Source organism: Clostridium fermenticellae, assembly GCF_003600355.1.
Lineage (GTDB): Bacteria > Bacillota > Clostridia > Clostridiales > Clostridiaceae > Clostridium_AV > Clostridium_AV fermenticellae.
In genome coordinates this window covers 2,803,474-2,819,963 of record NZ_CP032416.1, presented here as the reverse complement: position 1 = coordinate 2,819,963, position 16,490 = coordinate 2,803,474, and the positions used below count along the sequence as shown (strand labels likewise).

Genomic DNA, 16,490 nt, shown 5'->3' with positions numbered 1-16,490 from the left:
TTTTTATCCTCCAGTCTTTAATAAAGAAATTATAAACATATTTATAAACATTATTATATTTTCTTGACAAATGTTTATAAATTTATTCACTTGTTAATTTAATTGTTGATATTATTTATTATTTAGCTGTTATCAACAGAAAACAAAAAATAAATTTTAACAACCTCTAAATTGAATAAAATTAGGGGTTTAGTGAAAAATAGAATATAAATATAACATAAATAGAACAAGTTATACACATTTTTATCCACAACTGTGGATAAAAATAAAAAAATGAAAGTTATTCACAGTTCTCTATTAATAATATCAGAACATAGAAAGCTATTCAAGAAGTTATCCACAAAAATCAACATAAAATATTAACAGCTATGCTTTCATATTGAATATATTGCAAAATAAGAATTATCCATAAAATACAATTTATGAATGACATAATAATATTGACAATATATCTAGGTAAATATATAATTTAATAGTGAAATTGCAGGGATAAAAATAAATTTACAATTAATTGAATTCAATCCTACTAAAATTCTTAGTAGGATGATATATTTATAACTACTTGTAGAAGAAAGGGGTGTAGTTTAAGATGTGGATGACTTATCAACCTAAGAAAAAACAAAGAAAAGTTGAACATGGATTTAGAAAAAGAATGAGAACTTTATCTGGTAGAAATGTTATAAAAAGAAGACGACAAAAAGGTAGAAAAAAATTAACAGCATAAGGGCCGCTTTCGTGGCCTTTTTCTGCAACTGCAGAAAAAAAGGAGCAAAGTAAATGAACAATAGTAAATTAAGAAAGAATTCAGAATTTAGGGTTGTATATAGAAGAGGAAAATCGTTTTCCAATCATTTACTAGTTCTATACGTTTATAGAAATAAAAAGAATATTAATAGACTTGGAATATCTGTAAGTAAAAAAGTAGGTAAAAGTGTAGTTAGAAATAGGACTAAAAGATTAATTAAGGAAAGTTACAGGCTTAATAAAGATTGTTTATCACAAAATAATGATTTAGTTTTTATAGCACGAATTGCTGCAAGAGGAAAAAGCTATAGAGATATTGATGATGCCCTTAAAAATCTTTTAAAAAAGGCAGGTCTGTATAATTAGATGAAAGAATTTTTAGTTTTTTTAATAAAATTCTACAGAAAATATATATCACCTTTAAAAAGGCAATGTTGTAGATTTTATCCGACTTGTTCTCAATATGCCATACAAGCTATAGAGAAATATGGTGCATTGAAAGGTGGCTTTATGTCTATAAAAAGAATACTGAGATGCAATCCTTTTAATAAAGGAGGATATGATCCGGTTAAATAAATTATCAGGAGGTTTATATTTTGCGATATCTAAGCAATGCATTTGTTCAATTTTTTAATTTTATACACCAAGGGGTAATGTCATTAATTCCCAATCAAAATATTTCGTATGGTATAACAATTATTTTAGTGACAGTTATAATAAGGCTTATAATACTTCCTTTAAATTTAAAACAAATGAAATCGTCGATAATTATGAATGAGGTACAACCAGAGTTACAAAAAATTCAGAATAAATATAAAAATGATCCTCAAAAAGCCCAAGAAAAGATGATGAAGTTATATAAAGAGAATGGTGTTAACCCACTTGGTGGATGTTTACCGATGTTGATTCAATGGCCTATATTTATAGCTCTTTATTATGTTTTTAACAATTTGCAGGGTATAAATGGAGTTCATTTTCTTTGGATACAAGACTTAGCGAAAAGAGATATAATTCTTGCGCTTCTTTCAGGTATTACTACATATTATTCAGGAATTCTAATGATGCCGGCTGGAGATAGTGCTCAGGCTAAGAATACTACTACTATGAACATAGCTATGTCAGGATTTATGGTATTTATTAGTTGGTCGTTAAAATCAGCTTTGGTTCTATATTGGGTTGTGAATAATCTTATACAAATAGCTCAAACTTTAGTTATAAAAAGATTTAGCGGTAATAAAAATCACCAGTAAAGCCTAGGGGGTGACTTAAAAGTGAAAGTTATTGAAATGACAGGCAGAACTGTAGATGATGCGTTAAAAAATGCGTTAAATGAATTAAAAACAACAGAAGATAAAGTTGAAGTTGAAGTTTTAGATCATGGTAAGAAGGGTTTTTTTAACATAGGAACTAGGCCAGCAAAAATAAAAGTTAAGGTTAAAAGAGACTATATATATGAAGCTAAGACTTTTTTAAGAGATATGTTAAATTGCATGGGTATTAAGGCAGAAATAAGAATAAAAGAAGAAAATAATGTTCTAAGTATAATATTAACAGGTCCCAATATGGGAATACTTATAGGATATAGGGGTGAAACTTTAGATTCAATTCAGTATCTTATAAGTCTTGTAGTGAATAAGAAACATGATAATGAATATAAAAGAGTTATTTTAGATACGGAAAATTATAGGGCTAAAAGAGAAGAAACACTAAGGAGACTGGCTAGAAAAATATCGGATAAAGTAAGAAAAACAAGAAGAGCTGTAAAGCTTGAACCTATGAATCCGTATGAAAGAAGGATAATCCATTCTGCACTTCAGAATGACAATTATGTAAATACTTATAGTGAAGGTGAAGAGCCTTTTAGAAGAGTTGTTGTGGATTTAAAGAAAGCCTAATATCATGGCTTTCTTTTTGCTTTATATATAGTGGAAAGGAGTTTTTATTAATTATGAAGGAATTTGATACTATAGCAGCTATAAGTACTGGTTTAAGTGAAAGTGGAATTTCTATAGTAAGAGTATCAGGAGATAATGCTTTAAAAATTGTAGGTAGTATTTTTAGAACTAGAAATAATAAAGATTTGAATGATATCAAACCATATACAATGAGACATGGATTTATAGTCGAAAGAGAAACTGGCGATATATTGGATGAGGTTCTTGTAAGCTATATGAAAGCCCCTAAAAGTTTTACTGCTGAGGACACAGTTGAAATAAATTGTCATGGAGGTATTATTTCAACTAAAAGAATACTTGAGGAGGTTATAAGACAAGGTGCAAGAATTGCAGAACCTGGAGAGTTCACAAAGAGAGCATTTTTGAATGGAAGAATTGATTTAAGTCAGGCAGAATCCGTAATGGATATAATATCTGCTAAAACAGAATTATCCATGAAATCTGCGGTTAAGCAGTCGAGAGGTGCTCTTTCAGAAAAAATAAATGAGATAAGGGAAGAATTACTTGAAACAATTGCACATATAGAAGCAACTGTAGATTATCCTGAAGATGATTTAGAAGAAATTACTGCTTCTGATGTCTCATTAAAATTAAAATCTATAATTGAAAAAATGAGTGAAATTTTAAGCACGGCTGAAGAAGGAAAAATAATCAGAGAGGGCTTAAATGTTGTTATAGTTGGAAAACCAAACGTTGGTAAGTCTTCATTACTTAATTATTTATTACACGAAAAAAGAGCTATAGTGACAGAAGTGCCTGGAACGACCAGAGATATTATCGAGGAATATATAAATATAAGTGGTATTCCAGTTAAGATAATAGATACTGCTGGAATAAGAGAGACGAATGATCTTGTAGAAAAAATAGGAGTAAACAAATCAAAAGAAAAGATAAATCAGGCAGATTTAGTAATACTGTTATTAGATTTAAGTAGAGAACTAGATAATGAGGACAGAAAAATCATTGAATTTATAAAGGATAAAAAATATATAGTTTTACTAAATAAAAGTGACTTAGAAGTTAAAATGGATATAACGGAACTAAATAAGCTTAATCAAGATTATGTAATGAAAACATCTATTAAAACAGGTAAAGGTGTGGAATTATTAAAAGATATTATAAAAAATTTATTTTTTAATGGCGAAATAAATTCAAAAGGTTTTATTTTAACAAATACAAGACATAAGGAAGCTTTAATTAGAGGAAAGGAAAGTTGCATGCAAGCAATTCAGGCATTAAATGATACATCTGCTATTGATTTAGCTTCTATAGATATAAGAGATGCTTGGAGTAGTTTAGGAGAAATATTAGGAGAAACATTACAGGAAGATATAATAAATAAAATATTTTCTCAATTTTGTTTAGGAAAGTAGGTAGATATTTATGGATTATTTTGGCGGTGAATTTGATGTAGTTGTAATTGGTGCCGGACATGCCGGTTGTGAAGCAGCTCTTGCATCAGCTAGAATTGGATGTAAAACTTTAATATGTACGATGAATTTGGATAGTATAGCATTAATGCCATGTAATCCAAGTGTAGGAGGTACTGCTAAGGGACATTTAGTTAGAGAGTTAGATGCGCTAGGTGGTGAAATGGGTGTTAATATAGACAATACATATATACAATCTAGAATGTTAAATACATCTAAAGGACCTGCAGTTCATTCACTTAGAGCTCAAGCTGATAAAAAGAGATATTCTGAGAGAATGAAACATGTTATAGAAAGACAATCTAATCTTTGGTTAAAACAAATTGAGGTTGTTAAAATAGATATTAAGGATGATAAGGTTTGTGGTATTCTAACTAAAAATGGAGCGTATTTTAAAACTAAGACTGTAATTCTGGCAACAGGTACATATTTAAAAGGTAAGATAATAATAGGAGAAGTTAGTTATAGTGGTGGCCCTAGTGGATTATTTCCAGCCAATGATCTTTCTCAGAGTTTGTTAGATATAGGTGTAGAACTTAGAAGATTTAAAACAGGTACTCCTGCCAGAATAAATAGAAGAAGTGTAAATTTTTCTAAAATGATAATTCAAAAAGGAGACAAGGAAGTAATTCCATTCTCTTTTATGAGCGATGATATAGATAGAGAACAGGTTAATTGTTACTTAACTTATACAACTGATGAAACTTTAAAAGTTATAAGGGATAATATAGAAAGATCACCATTATATAATGGAAGTATAAAATCTGTTGGTCCAAGATATTGTCCTTCGCTTGAAGATAAAGTCATGAGATTTCCAGACAAAGAAAAACATCAGCTATTCATAGAACCAGAAGGAGAAAATACAGATGAATTATATGTTGGTGGAGCATCAAGTTCACTTCCAGAAGAAATACAGCTTGCTATGTATAAAACTATAATAGGACTTGAAAATGTAGAGATAATGAGAACAGCATATGCTATAGAATATGATTGTATAAATCCACAACAATTAAAATTATCATTAGAATTTAAAAATATAGGTGGATTATTTGGAGCGGGTCAAGTAAACGGGAGTTCTGGATATGAAGAAGCGGCAGCACAAGGTATCATTGCCGGCATAAATGCAGCCCTTAAAGTTAAAAATAAAGAACCTTTAATTTTAAAAAGATCTGATGCATATATAGGAGTACTCATAGATGATTTAGTTACTAAAGGTACTGAAGAGCCATATAGAATGATGACCTCTCGATCTGAATATAGATTAATTTTGAGACAGGATAATGCTGATTTAAGATTAACGGAGATTGGAAATAGAGTTGGTCTTGTTACAGATGAAAGATATCAAAGGTTTTTACATAGAAAAGAAGCCATTTACAAGGAAATAGAAAGGATAAAATGTGTTAATATTAATCCTAAAAAAGAGGTAGAAAATTTTCTTAAATCTCTTGAATCATCTGAATTAAAAAAGACTACCAGTCTGTATGAACTAATAAAAAGGCCTGAACTTAATTATTTTAAATTAGAGCCTTTAGATAAGGATAGACCAATTTTAAATGATAATATTAAAGAAGAGGTAAATATAATTTCAAAGTATGAGGGGTACATAAATAAACAATTGGAGCAGATAAAGCAGTTTAAAAAATTTGAAGATAAGATTATACCTGCAGATATTAATTATGATTCTGTAAGGGGGTTAAGAATTGAAGCAGTGCAAAAATTAAATAAAATTAAACCAACTAATATAGGTCAGGCTTCAAGAATCTCTGGTGTTTCACCTGCAGATATATCTGTACTTTTGATATATCTTGAGAAGGAGTATAGAAGTAGAAACATTAAATAGATGGAATAGTATTTATTACAATTTAATTTAAAAGTTGTATATTTCTATAAAATAGTAGTAGAATGGAGAAGAAGGTATGGATTATTTTGATTTAATGAAGGAGTATTGTGATGAAGTAAATTTTGAATTTAATGATGAAAAATATAATAAGTTTATTAGATATAAAGATTTGATATGTGAATGGAATAAGAAAATAAATATAACAGCAATTACGGATGAATATGAAATAATAAAGAAACATTTTATTGATTGTATTGGAATATTTAATTTTGTACCTTTAAGAGAAGCTAAAAATATTATTGATATAGGTACTGGTGGTGGATTCCCTGGCATACCTATGAAAATTATTAAAGATGATTTTAATATTACATTATTAGATTCTTTAAATAAAAGAGTAAATTTTTTAAATGAAGTTGTAAATAATCTTGGATTCAAAAATATAATTGCTATTCATGGCAGGGCAGAAGATTATGCTAAAAAAGATGAATATAGAGAAAGCTTTGATATTGCTGTTTCACGTGCTGTAGCTAATCTCACGGTTTTAAGTGAGCTATGTATACCTTATGTTAAGGTTGGTGGATATTTTATTGCAATGAAAGGACCATCTGTATTGGATGAAGTTAAAGAAGCTAGAAGTGCTATTTCTATTCTTGGAGGTAAATTAGAAGACATAATAAATATTAATATAAAAGGTATTAATCTTAATCATAACCTTGTAATAATAAGAAAATCAAGTCATACTAATAGGTTATATCCAAGAAAAGCTGGAATAGTTTCTAAGAAGCCTTTGAAATAAATGTTGCAATTTGTAATACGAAAATCCAATTAGTCTAGAAGGAATTTATAATACAGTGAAGAAATTTTAACAATAGGAAATTACAAAAAGGATGATTTAAGGATGCAAAAAAATATTAATTATATACCTGTGGATCTAATTTTGCCTAATGTATATCAGCCAAGAAAATATTTTGATGAAGAGAGTTTGGATGAGCTAGCTCAATCTATAAAAATTTATGGAATAATTCAGCCCCTATCTGTCAGAAAATTAGGAGAAGATAAATATGAATTAGTGTCTGGTGAAAGAAGGCTAAGAGCAGCTAAAAAAGCGGGACTTAAGGAAGTTCCATCTATAATAGTAGATATAAGTGATAAAGATTCGGCTGCTATTGCACTTCTAGAAAATTTGCAAAGGGAAAATTTAAATTTTATAGAGGAAGCAGAAGCTTATTATAATCTTATAAAAGAACATTCATATACACAGGAACAACTTGCACAGATAATAGGCAAAAAGCAATCAACCATTGCGAATAAAATAAGAATATTGAGATTAACTCAAGATATAAGATATATGCTTTTAATGAACAATTTGACAGAAAGGCATGCAAGAGCTTTATTAAAAATTCCTACTGTTGAACTTCAAAAAAAAGTTCTTAATATAGTCATAAAAAAATCTTTAAATGTAAAGAAAACAGAGGAATTAATTAATAAGGAACTTGAAAAGCTCAATAAAGATGAAGGGAAAAAATCCATCAAAAAGATAAAAGGTATATTTTCTCCTAGAGTATATATAAATACTGTAAAACAAGTATTTGATAAATATGGACTTAATGCAGAGTATAATTCTAAAGATTTAAATGATAAAATAGAAATAACTATTACAATACATAAAAAATAAAATATTTGTTTCACGTGAAACATATTAAGATAGAGTTAAAGTAACTCTATCTTTTTAAATTAATAGTAATTTTACATTACATTTTATTAAAAATGCTTTTAATATATTATATAAAAATATATAATTAAATATATAGTAAGTTTAGTTATAGATCTCTATAATAGAGCAGTTATTTTAAATTTTCACAGATATTGTATTTGTATCTGTTACTTTTTGTATGAAAGGTGTAAGTGTTTATGAAAGTAATATCTATATTTAACCAAAAAGGTGGAGTTGGGAAAACTACAACTAGTATTAACTTAAGTTCATATTTAGCTATTCAAGGTTATAAAGTACTTGATATAGATATTGATCCACAAGGAAATACTACTAGTGGACTTGGTTTTGATAAGGCTGTTATAGATGAATCTATCTATGACGTATTAGCATCTGATGTAGAACTAGATGATGTTATAAAAAAATGTGAATTGATAGAAAATTTTTACTTAGCACCTTCTAATATGGAACTTGCCGGTGCAGAAGTTGAACTTATAAATAGAAATGATAGAGAATCTATATTAAAGAAAAAAATAGATAATTTGAGCCAAAAATTCGATTTCGTGTTCATAGATTGTCCACCTTCATTAGGATTGTTAACTGTAAATGCACTCACATGTTCCAATAGTGTTCTTATACCTATACAATGTGAATTTTATGCATTAGAAGGAGTTGGACAATTGGTTAACACAATACAACTTATAAGAAAGTCTTTAAATCGTAATATAGAAGTTGAAGGTGTAGTAATTAGTATGTATGATGGAAGGACAAAGCTATCAAATGATGTTCTTGCAGAAGTTAAAAAGTATTTTAAAAATAAGGTATATGAGACTTTAATTCCTAGAAATGTAAGATTAGCAGAGGCACCTAGTTTTGGATTACCTATAGTTTTATATGATGATAAATGTAGAGGCGCTAAAGCATATGACAATTTAACAAAAGAGTTTTTAAGACGTCAGGATATGTAAAAAGGAAGTGAGAAATTAATTGAGTAGAAAATTTGGACTAGGTAAAGGATTAGGGGCACTTATACCTGAAGAGAAGATTGAGCAGCAGACTAATAATGATAAAAATGATAGTATAAAAATGATAGATATAAATATAGTACAAGCTAACAGATGTCAACCGAGAAGAAATTTTGATAAAGAAAAAATTGTTCAACTTTCGGAGTCTATAAAAGAGCATGGTATTATACAGCCCATAATATTAAAAAAAGAAGGACAAATGTATAGCATTATAGCTGGAGAAAGAAGATGGAGAGCTGCAAAGTTAATAAATTTAAAAAAAATACCTGCAATTATAATGAATTTGACTGAAAAAGATGTTTTGGAAGTTTCTTTAATTGAAAATATACAAAGGCAAGATTTAAATCCTATAGAGGAAGCATTGGCATACAAGAGATTAATTAATGATTTTGAGCTAACTCAAGAACAATTAAGTAATAGAATAGGAAAATCACGTAGTGCTATTACAAATTGTTTGAGGCTTCTTAATTTAGATAAGCGTGTTCAAAATTACTTAAATGATGGTTTAATATCTGAAGGACATGGAAGAGCTTTATTGGCGATACAAAATAATGATTTTCAATATAAATTGGCTAAGATGATAATTGATAAAGGGCTTAGTGTGAGGAAAGTCGAGGAACTTATAAAAAATCTAAATAAAGGTGAAGATGCTGACACTAAGCGCTTACCCAAGGAATATGATTTAAATCCATATTATTTAGATATAAAGAATAAACTTGAAAATTTATTTAGTACTAAAGTTTCTTTATTAAATAAAAAAAATAAGGGAAAAATACAAATAGAATATTATTCAGAGCAAGATCTTCAAAGAATACTTGATATACTAAAATTGGATTAATAATATACTAAAATAAAATAGATTTAAATATGTTTCACGTGAAACGTATCTGACGGAGGGAGAAAAACATGCAAAATATTGTACAATTGATAAATAACTTTCAGGTATACATATTACTTGGATTTTTGGTGTTGATTTTAATATTATTTATTTTGCTTATAACTACTAATAGATCTTTGAATAGGTTGGAAAAGAAGTATAAAAGGCTTATGAGAGGTGTAAACAGTACAGATTTAGAAGAATTAATAAATTCTTATCTTAATAAAATAGATAAGACACAAGAAAATTATAAATATATGAAAGATTTATATGAAAACTTGAATAAAAAATTCAAAAAATGTATACAAAAATATTCTATTATAAGATATAGAGCATTTGAAGATGTTGGAAGTGATTTGAGCTTTTCTATAGCATTACTTGATGAAAATAATGATGGGATTATTATAACAGGGATATATGGTAGAAATCAAAGTACAACTTACGCAAAACCAATAGATAAAGGTATGTCCAGATATGAATTATCTGATGAAGAAAAACATGTATTAAATAATTGTATAAATAATTAATTTTAAGCTGTCAAAATTAAAATAGTTTTGACAGCTTATTTTATGTGTGAGAGATTGATGAATGAAATAATCATTCACCTCCTACTCGATATGAATAAAATGTATTAATAGGGAAACACTATCATGCAAAGAGGTGTGATTATGAAGGTATATGTTTCTGATGATTTGGAATATGTAAAACAAAAACTTCTGAAAAAGGGATATACTGTAGTAAAGGATAATGAGAGTTCTACAGTTGATGCAATAATATGCAATTTAAAAAGTGGTGCATTGTCAAAATTAAGTTTTGACAATAACATAAAAAAAGAAGGAGCATTAATTATAGATTGTGGTAATAAATCTATAGATGATATTGAGTATATACTAAATAATAGAGCTTATAATAACTTATATTGATTCTTAGATTATGCATTAATATGTGTCAATGATTTGTTTTCTAATTCAATACTTGTATTTTTTCCACCTATAGTTTTTAATATACAGTGATATATTCCTCTTGATATTACTTCTGCAATTTGCATTACTATAGAAAGTCTTGTGTTTTGTAATACCATAAATTCCATTGCACCAGAAATATTTACAATTCCAGTTATACTTAAATCCCCTACTTTTGGAAGTGCTTTATTTACGGCTGATCCAGGAGTTAATGGTTTATTTTCAATTATTATTTTGCCGACATTTTGTATACTTCCTAAACAAGCATCAACTGCAATTATATATGGATTTCTAAATTTATCTTTAATTTCTTTAAGTGTTTTCTCTAAATTTTTTGCATGAATTGGGTTGTCTAAATTACCATATAAATATACCTTATTTCTTATTAAAAATTTTAATTTATGTCCTACAAGTGGGCCTAAACTATCACCAGTAGATCTGTCTGTCCCTATACAAAGTATTATTAATGTTCTACCTGATTTTATAATTGGGTAAATTTCCTCACTTAGGGCATCTCTTAAAATTATAACCGAGTTTTTTGATAAGGGATCTACAATTAATTTATTCATTATACTAAAACCTCCTGATACTATGAATTTTATCCAACAGGAGGTTTTTTATACATAAAATATACCTTTATAGTATATTTACTTTCCTTAGAATATTATAGAATACTACTAAGAATATACAAAATATCATTCCAAGCAATCCATAAGCTTTTAAGCCTATAAATAATGCTGCTAGAACTGCCACTGGATGTAAACCTAAAGATGAGGAAACGATTTTTGGTTCTACAATTTGTCGAATTATAGATACTAATGCGTATGATATTAGTAATCCAATTGCAACTATATAATTTTTCATTAAAAAGTATATTATAGCCAGAGGTATGTATATTGTCCCTATTCCAAGTATAGGTAAAATGTCAGCTATTGCACATATAATACTTAACATTAATGCATACTTTATTTTGAATATGAAGAAAACAATTAGTGTTTCTATAAAAGTCAATCCTATTATAAACATATAAGAAAGAAAATAGTTAACTAGCATATGTTTAGTTTCTGAATAAATGTTAGATAGTTTGTTTACTCTATTCTCTGGTAGTCTATTTAAAAATTTATTCTTTGATACAACTATGTCTTTTGTGAAAAAATAAGTTGCAAGCAATGTAAAAAGGACAACCATTATAACATATGGTATTGATGCTATAAAGTTTATTAACATAGATACTATTTTTCCAGTTATACTAACAGTTAAATTTGAAATTTTAGTAATATAACTTGAAAAATTATTTTCTACAGCACTTACAATCGATGGATCCAAGTTATTATAATAAGTCTGAAGTTTATCTAAATAAGAATATAAATTCGAGGAATTATTTGATATATAAGATTGAACATTTTTCCCAAGTTGTATTGATTCTTGAGCTATATTAGTTATTCCAAAATAAAAGATAAATATTATTATGGCGAAAAATAAAAAAGTGCTTATAAGTGAAGCTATTGAGTTTTTTAATTTAAATTTTCTTATCAAGAAAATTGTTGGTCTCTTTAGTATAAGAGCAAATATTAATGCCAATACAAATGGTAATGTATAATTTAATGTGCTAAAAAATATAAAGAACACCAATAAATATATTAAAAAAAATATTAAAGTTTTATCTATCATATTAAAAAAATCTTCCATTGATCCTCACTTCCTTTGTATTATTTCTGGGGTTGATTATTATATTTACTATAATTTATAAATTAGGATTTGTCCATTTTATATTTTTTTACTATTAGATAGTTTGTAAATACTTTTATTTATATTATTTCTGATATAATAGTATATAAACATAAAATTTATTATTTTAAATATTTTTCAGTGATATTTATAAAAAAGGGGGGAATAGTTCAATTTTGAACTATAGTTGTATGAATGATAATTATTATATTTTAACTTTTAAAAATACAATCGGAGCCATAAGTGGAGAAAGTACTTTAAAGGAAAATAACATAGAATTAGAAGTTATGCCAACACCGACAGTTATTACTAAGAGTTGTGGGCTTAGCATAAGAGTAGAAGAAAAATATATAACCAAAGTTAAAAAACTTGTCAAGAGCGAAAAAGTTATGGTAAAAAGAATATACGTAAAAAAAGATAATAAATATGAAGCTGTAGATGATTAATACTGGAGGAAACATATATATGGTAAGTGGTATTTCTATTCCGACTTTGAGTATTAAGATTACTAAAGGGGATCTGGAGTTTGGTAAATTTAATATTAATAAAGAGGGTTTATATAACTTGGGAAGTAAAGTGGTAAAAATTATAATTATATTTGTATTTATGTATCTTGCTATAAAGATAGGAAATGCAATTATCAAAAGATATGTATCTAGACAAAAAGATTTTAAATTTTCACTAGATGAAAAAAAGGCGAAAACAATTGGTGCAATTTTAAAGAGTGTGTTAAAATACTCTGTTTATTTCATTGGACTTATGGGTATTATAGAAACATTATTTGGCGGTATTGGAATAACTTTTGCAGGTATAGGTGGTGTGGCTGTAGGCTTAGGTGCACAGAGTTTAATAAAAGACATTATAAATGGCTTCTTTATATTGTTTGAAAATCAATTTAATGTGGGTGACTATATTACTATAGATGACAAGAGTGGTATAGTTGATAGTATAGAATTAAGGGTTACAAAAATAAGAGATTTTAATGGTGATACTTACATATTGCCAAATGGGCTTATAACTAAAATCACAAATCATTCACGAGGAAGCAGCAGGATACAGGTTAGTTTAGATGTTCCTTGTGAGGAAGATTTAGACAGAATTATAGATTTAATATCAGATTTATGCAATAGATTTAAAATAGAGAATGAGTGTGTAATCGACGGACCCAGTGTTTTGGGAATCAGTGATATTAAAGATGGAAATATAACAATAAAGGTAGCCGGTAAGGTTAAACCGATGACTCAGTGGGATACTGAGATGAAACTTAGAAAAGAAATTTTTAATGAATTAAATAAAGCTAATATAAAAAGGCCTTGTTCAACAATTAAAATAATAAAAGAGGGTGACTGATGTGATAAAAAATTTTGATCTTGGAGATGTTGTTGAAATGAAAAAACAACATCCTTGTGGAGGAAAGGAATGGAAGATAATAAGAATGGGTGCTGATATTAAAATTAAATGTTGTACTTGCCAGAGGATAGTTATGATTCCTAGGAGCAAATTTGAAAGAGATGCAAAAAAAGTTGTAAGTCAAGGCTAAAAATATATTGATATGTATATAATAAAGTGGTAAAATATTAAATTGTAAGTCCCTGCTGTAATATACAGCCGTTAGTCCAAGGGGAGGAGGTGAATATCTGATGAGAAAATATGAAACTATATTTATATTAGATCCATCATTAGACGAAGAGAACGTTAAAGCCAATGTTGAAAAGTTTAAAGATGTTATTCAAAATGGTGGTGGAGAAATAGAAAATGTTGATCTATGGGGCAAGAGAAAACTTGCTTATGAAATAAATAAGGTTAACGAAGGTTTTTATACTTTGATAAATTTCAGTGCAGATACTGATTTACCAAAAGAATTAGATAGAGTATTTAGAATTACAGATGGTGTTATAAGACACATCATAGTAAAAGATGAACAGTAGGTGGTGTTTTAGTTGAATAGAGTTGTTTTGATTGGAAGATTAACTAAAGATCCTGAGTTGAAGTTTACTCCAGGGACTGGAGCAGCTGTTACTACTTTCACTATAGCTATTGATAGAAGATTTTCTAGAGATGGTCAAAGGGAAGCTGATTTCATACCGATAGTTGTATGGGGTAAGCAAGCAGAATCAACTGCAAATTACATGAGTAAAGGTAAACTCATAGGAATTTCCGGAAGAATTCAAACGAGAAGTTATGAAGCTAAAGATGGCAGTCGAAGGTATGTTACTGAGGTTGTTGCTGATGAAGTTCAATTTCTTGAATGGGGAAATAAGGCAGTATCATCTAACAATACAAATTCACCTGAACAATCTCAAAATACTCAAGGTTTTAATGATTCAATTTATGGAGAGGATATTACTCCTGTAGATGATGGAGATATACCTTTCTAATTAATAATTTTTGGTAAGGAGGTATTTGAAATGGCAAATAGAGAAGGTGCCAGAAGAGGCAACGGAAAAATGAGAAGAGCTAAAAGAAAAGTCTGCGCTTTTTGTTTAGATAAAGCCGAAGGAATTGATTACAAAGATGTAAATAAATTAAGAAAATATATCACAGAAAGAGGAAAAATTCTTCCGAGAAGAATTTCTGGAAACTGTGCTAAACATCAAAGACAACTTACAGAAGCTATCAAAAGAGCAAGAAATATAGCTTTGTTACCATTTACAACAGAATAGTTATATGATGCGGATACATAAAGGTCGTTGAAATTATTTATTTCAATGACCTTTATTTTATATAATTTATAGTAATATCTTTACTCAATATAAATTGGTTAAAATTCAAATCATATGTTAGAATTATGATTGTATAATAAATTCAATTGATTTAGGGGTGCAAATTGGCTTTATTGCATAAATGAATTAAAATAACTAAAATGGTGTTAAAGCTTAAGGGGGATAATTATGAAAAAAGATGATTTCAATATAATGTATAGTGTAAAAATTATAGAAGAATTAAAAGCTGATCTTTTATGCATAATTGGTGATTTATTTAAGCTACTTACGAGGGGGAGCAATGTTGCACATCAGGCTATATTAGATTGTATATCTGGTGGAATAATAATTTTTTATTTACTGGCAGATAGGCTTGGATATTCTCATGATGTAATTGATGATAATGTTCTTAAAAAGCTTAAGGTGGGTATAATAGAGAAAGATGAAGTAGAAAAAGATGGCAGGAGTTTGAGTAAATTATATAATCATTTGAAAGAAAAGAAATAAGTGGAGGATATAATGCAGAATAGAAATTATAGTACAAATTCAATAGTAGAAGCGGGATTAATTACATCTATTGTGGTAATATTAATGCTTATGAATGTTTATATACCTATTTTCTCATTATTTGGGGAATTTATTTTGCCTATTCCTATTACAGTACTTTTTTTAAGGCATGATTTTAAAATTACAATAATATCCGTGATTGTTAGCGGAATAATTATAGCTGCGGTATATAATCCTATCTCAGCTGTTTCTTCTTCAGTATTATTTGGAATTATAGGTATTACTCTTGGATATTTAATTAAAAAAAATAAAAGTACAGGTACTATTTTAATATTTTTATCACTTGCGTTTGCTGCTGTAACAATAATTGATTTTGGAATATATGTTACTCTCATTGACAAGGGAGGGGTAACAGGATTTATAAATTATACTTTGTCACAATTTAAAGATTCAGTTAGTATGGCAAAACAGATGTATTCAAAAATGGGAGTGAGCAATGAACAGCTTCAGTTGATAGATCAAATTGCAAATATGTTTAATAAGGATTATATTATAAGCGTTATTCCTGCTGTTATAACAATAATCTCAATTACATTCTCATATTTGAATTATGCGGTAACTGAAAGAGTGCTTAGAAGATTAAATTATAATGTAAAACCTTTAAAGTCTTTTGTTGAATTCCATGTTGATGCTAAAGCAGGAAGTTTAATTGGAATTGCACTTGTAATAGGACTGCTTTTAAAAAATAACAATATACTGTATGGAAATTCTATAGCGGTATCTTCTCAATACATACTTCAAATAGCACTTTTATTGGATGGTTTTGCTCTTGCAGCATATTATCTTAGAAGTCGATTTAAAATGTCTAAGTTATTTACTGTTATAATAATATTATTTACTGGTTTCTCACAGCTTTCAATTTTATATGTGACTGCTGGATTTATAGACATATTTTTTGATTTTAGAAAACTTAATCCCTGCAAAAGAGAAAAAAATTAATTATAATGGG

The 16,490-nt window shown here is 27.9% G+C and carries 23 protein-coding genes; 21 read left to right on the top strand and 2 right to left on the bottom strand.

All coding sequences use genetic code 11. The annotated features are described in order from the left end of the window. Positions 1-589 precede the first annotated feature (589 nt). From rpmH to D4Z93_RS13050, 13 genes are all read left to right on the top strand, one after another. Positions 590-724: a 50S ribosomal protein L34 gene (gene rpmH, locus D4Z93_RS13110; protein ID WP_119974159.1), complete on the top strand. Its 135-nt coding sequence runs from the start codon at positions 590-592 to the stop codon at positions 722-724. A gap of 53 nt (positions 725-777) precedes the next feature. Next, positions 778-1,110, top strand: a complete 333-nt coding sequence (rnpA, locus tag D4Z93_RS13105; protein ID WP_119974157.1) for a ribonuclease P protein component — start codon at positions 778-780, stop codon at positions 1,108-1,110. Beyond that, positions 1,111-1,320, top strand: coding sequence for a membrane protein insertion efficiency factor YidD (yidD, locus tag D4Z93_RS13100; RefSeq protein WP_119974155.1), 210 nt, complete (start codon positions 1,111-1,113; stop codon positions 1,318-1,320). It begins immediately after the preceding gene. A gap of 20 nt (positions 1,321-1,340) precedes the next feature. Beyond that, the gene (locus tag D4Z93_RS13095) at positions 1,341-1,994 is read left to right on the top strand and encodes a membrane protein insertase YidC (protein ID WP_119974153.1); all 654 of its coding nucleotides are present in this window, start codon (positions 1,341-1,343) and stop codon (positions 1,992-1,994) included. Between the two features lie 21 nt (positions 1,995-2,015). Next, the gene (gene jag / locus D4Z93_RS13090; RefSeq protein ID WP_119974151.1) at positions 2,016-2,639 is read left to right on the top strand and encodes an RNA-binding cell elongation regulator Jag/EloR; all 624 of its coding nucleotides are present in this window, start codon (positions 2,016-2,018) and stop codon (positions 2,637-2,639) included. A gap of 53 nt (positions 2,640-2,692) precedes the next feature. Beyond that, positions 2,693-4,072 carry a tRNA uridine-5-carboxymethylaminomethyl(34) synthesis GTPase MnmE gene (mnmE, locus tag D4Z93_RS13085; RefSeq protein WP_119974149.1) on the top strand — a complete coding sequence of 460 codons (1,380 nt, stop codon included), beginning with the start codon at positions 2,693-2,695 and terminating at the stop codon, positions 4,070-4,072. Positions 4,073-4,082: 10 nt separating this feature from the next. After that, entirely contained in the window at positions 4,083-5,969 is a 1,887-nt protein-coding gene (gene mnmG, locus D4Z93_RS13080; RefSeq protein WP_119974147.1) for a tRNA uridine-5-carboxymethylaminomethyl(34) synthesis enzyme MnmG, read from the top strand. Between the two features lie 76 nt (positions 5,970-6,045). Then, positions 6,046-6,765, top strand: coding sequence for a 16S rRNA (guanine(527)-N(7))-methyltransferase RsmG (gene rsmG / locus D4Z93_RS13075; RefSeq protein ID WP_119974145.1), 720 nt, complete (start codon positions 6,046-6,048; stop codon positions 6,763-6,765). 102 nt (positions 6,766-6,867) lie between these two features. Continuing rightward, entirely contained in the window at positions 6,868-7,644 is a 777-nt protein-coding gene (noc, locus tag D4Z93_RS13070; protein WP_119974143.1) for a nucleoid occlusion protein, read from the top strand. A 236-nt stretch (positions 7,645-7,880) separates the two neighbouring features. Further along, on the top strand, positions 7,881-8,648 hold the full coding sequence (locus tag D4Z93_RS13065; protein WP_119974141.1) for a ParA family protein: 768 nt from the start codon (positions 7,881-7,883) through the stop codon (positions 8,646-8,648). Between the two features lie 19 nt (positions 8,649-8,667). After that, positions 8,668-9,543: a ParB/RepB/Spo0J family partition protein gene (locus D4Z93_RS13060; protein ID WP_119974139.1), complete on the top strand. Its 876-nt coding sequence runs from the start codon at positions 8,668-8,670 to the stop codon at positions 9,541-9,543. Positions 9,544-9,611: 68 nt separating this feature from the next. Beyond that, positions 9,612-10,109 carry a DUF4446 family protein gene (locus D4Z93_RS13055; protein WP_119974138.1) on the top strand — a complete coding sequence of 166 codons (498 nt, stop codon included), beginning with the start codon at positions 9,612-9,614 and terminating at the stop codon, positions 10,107-10,109. A 141-nt stretch (positions 10,110-10,250) separates the two neighbouring features. Next, entirely contained in the window at positions 10,251-10,505 is a 255-nt protein-coding gene (locus D4Z93_RS13050; RefSeq protein ID WP_119974136.1) for a YkuS family protein, read from the top strand. Positions 10,506-10,513: 8 nt separating this feature from the next. Here the strand turns inward: D4Z93_RS13050 and yyaC are convergent, their stop codons facing one another. Both yyaC and ytvI read right to left on the bottom strand, forming a co-directional pair. Continuing rightward, entirely contained in the window at positions 10,514-11,116 is a 603-nt protein-coding gene (gene yyaC, locus D4Z93_RS13045) for a spore protease YyaC (protein WP_119974134.1), read from the bottom strand. 64 nt (positions 11,117-11,180) lie between these two features. Beyond that, positions 11,181-12,233, bottom strand: coding sequence for a sporulation integral membrane protein YtvI (ytvI, locus tag D4Z93_RS13040; RefSeq protein ID WP_119974133.1), 1,053 nt, complete (start codon positions 12,231-12,233; stop codon positions 11,181-11,183). A gap of 215 nt (positions 12,234-12,448) precedes the next feature. Here ytvI and D4Z93_RS13035 point away from each other — a divergent pair, with 215 nt between their 5' ends. The 8 genes from D4Z93_RS13035 (at position 12,449) to D4Z93_RS13000 (ending at position 16,480) form a co-directional block, all read left to right on the top strand. Then, positions 12,449-12,718, top strand: a complete 270-nt coding sequence (locus D4Z93_RS13035) for a putative Se/S carrier protein (RefSeq protein ID WP_243105956.1) — start codon at positions 12,449-12,451, stop codon at positions 12,716-12,718. Positions 12,719-12,737: 19 nt separating this feature from the next. Further along, the gene (locus D4Z93_RS13030) at positions 12,738-13,622 is read left to right on the top strand and encodes a mechanosensitive ion channel family protein (RefSeq protein WP_119974364.1); all 885 of its coding nucleotides are present in this window, start codon (positions 12,738-12,740) and stop codon (positions 13,620-13,622) included. A gap of 1 nt (position 13,623) precedes the next feature. Further along, on the top strand, positions 13,624-13,812 hold the full coding sequence (locus tag D4Z93_RS13025; protein ID WP_119974129.1) for a DUF951 domain-containing protein: 189 nt from the start codon (positions 13,624-13,626) through the stop codon (positions 13,810-13,812). Positions 13,813-13,912: 100 nt separating this feature from the next. Then, complete coding sequence (gene rpsF, locus D4Z93_RS13020; RefSeq protein WP_119974127.1) at positions 13,913-14,200, top strand: 30S ribosomal protein S6; 288 nt, start codon at positions 13,913-13,915, stop codon at positions 14,198-14,200. A gap of 12 nt (positions 14,201-14,212) precedes the next feature. After that, positions 14,213-14,650, top strand: coding sequence for a single-stranded DNA-binding protein (locus tag D4Z93_RS13015; protein WP_119974126.1), 438 nt, complete (start codon positions 14,213-14,215; stop codon positions 14,648-14,650). Positions 14,651-14,680: 30 nt separating this feature from the next. Next, entirely contained in the window at positions 14,681-14,935 is a 255-nt protein-coding gene (rpsR, locus tag D4Z93_RS13010) for a 30S ribosomal protein S18 (RefSeq protein WP_119974124.1), read from the top strand. A gap of 228 nt (positions 14,936-15,163) precedes the next feature. Then, on the top strand, positions 15,164-15,481 hold the full coding sequence (locus tag D4Z93_RS13005) for a MazG-like family protein (RefSeq protein WP_119974123.1): 318 nt from the start codon (positions 15,164-15,166) through the stop codon (positions 15,479-15,481). Between the two features lie 12 nt (positions 15,482-15,493). Continuing rightward, positions 15,494-16,480, top strand: a complete 987-nt coding sequence (locus D4Z93_RS13000; protein ID WP_119974121.1) for a YybS family protein — start codon at positions 15,494-15,496, stop codon at positions 16,478-16,480. Positions 16,481-16,490: the final 10 nt, after the last annotated feature.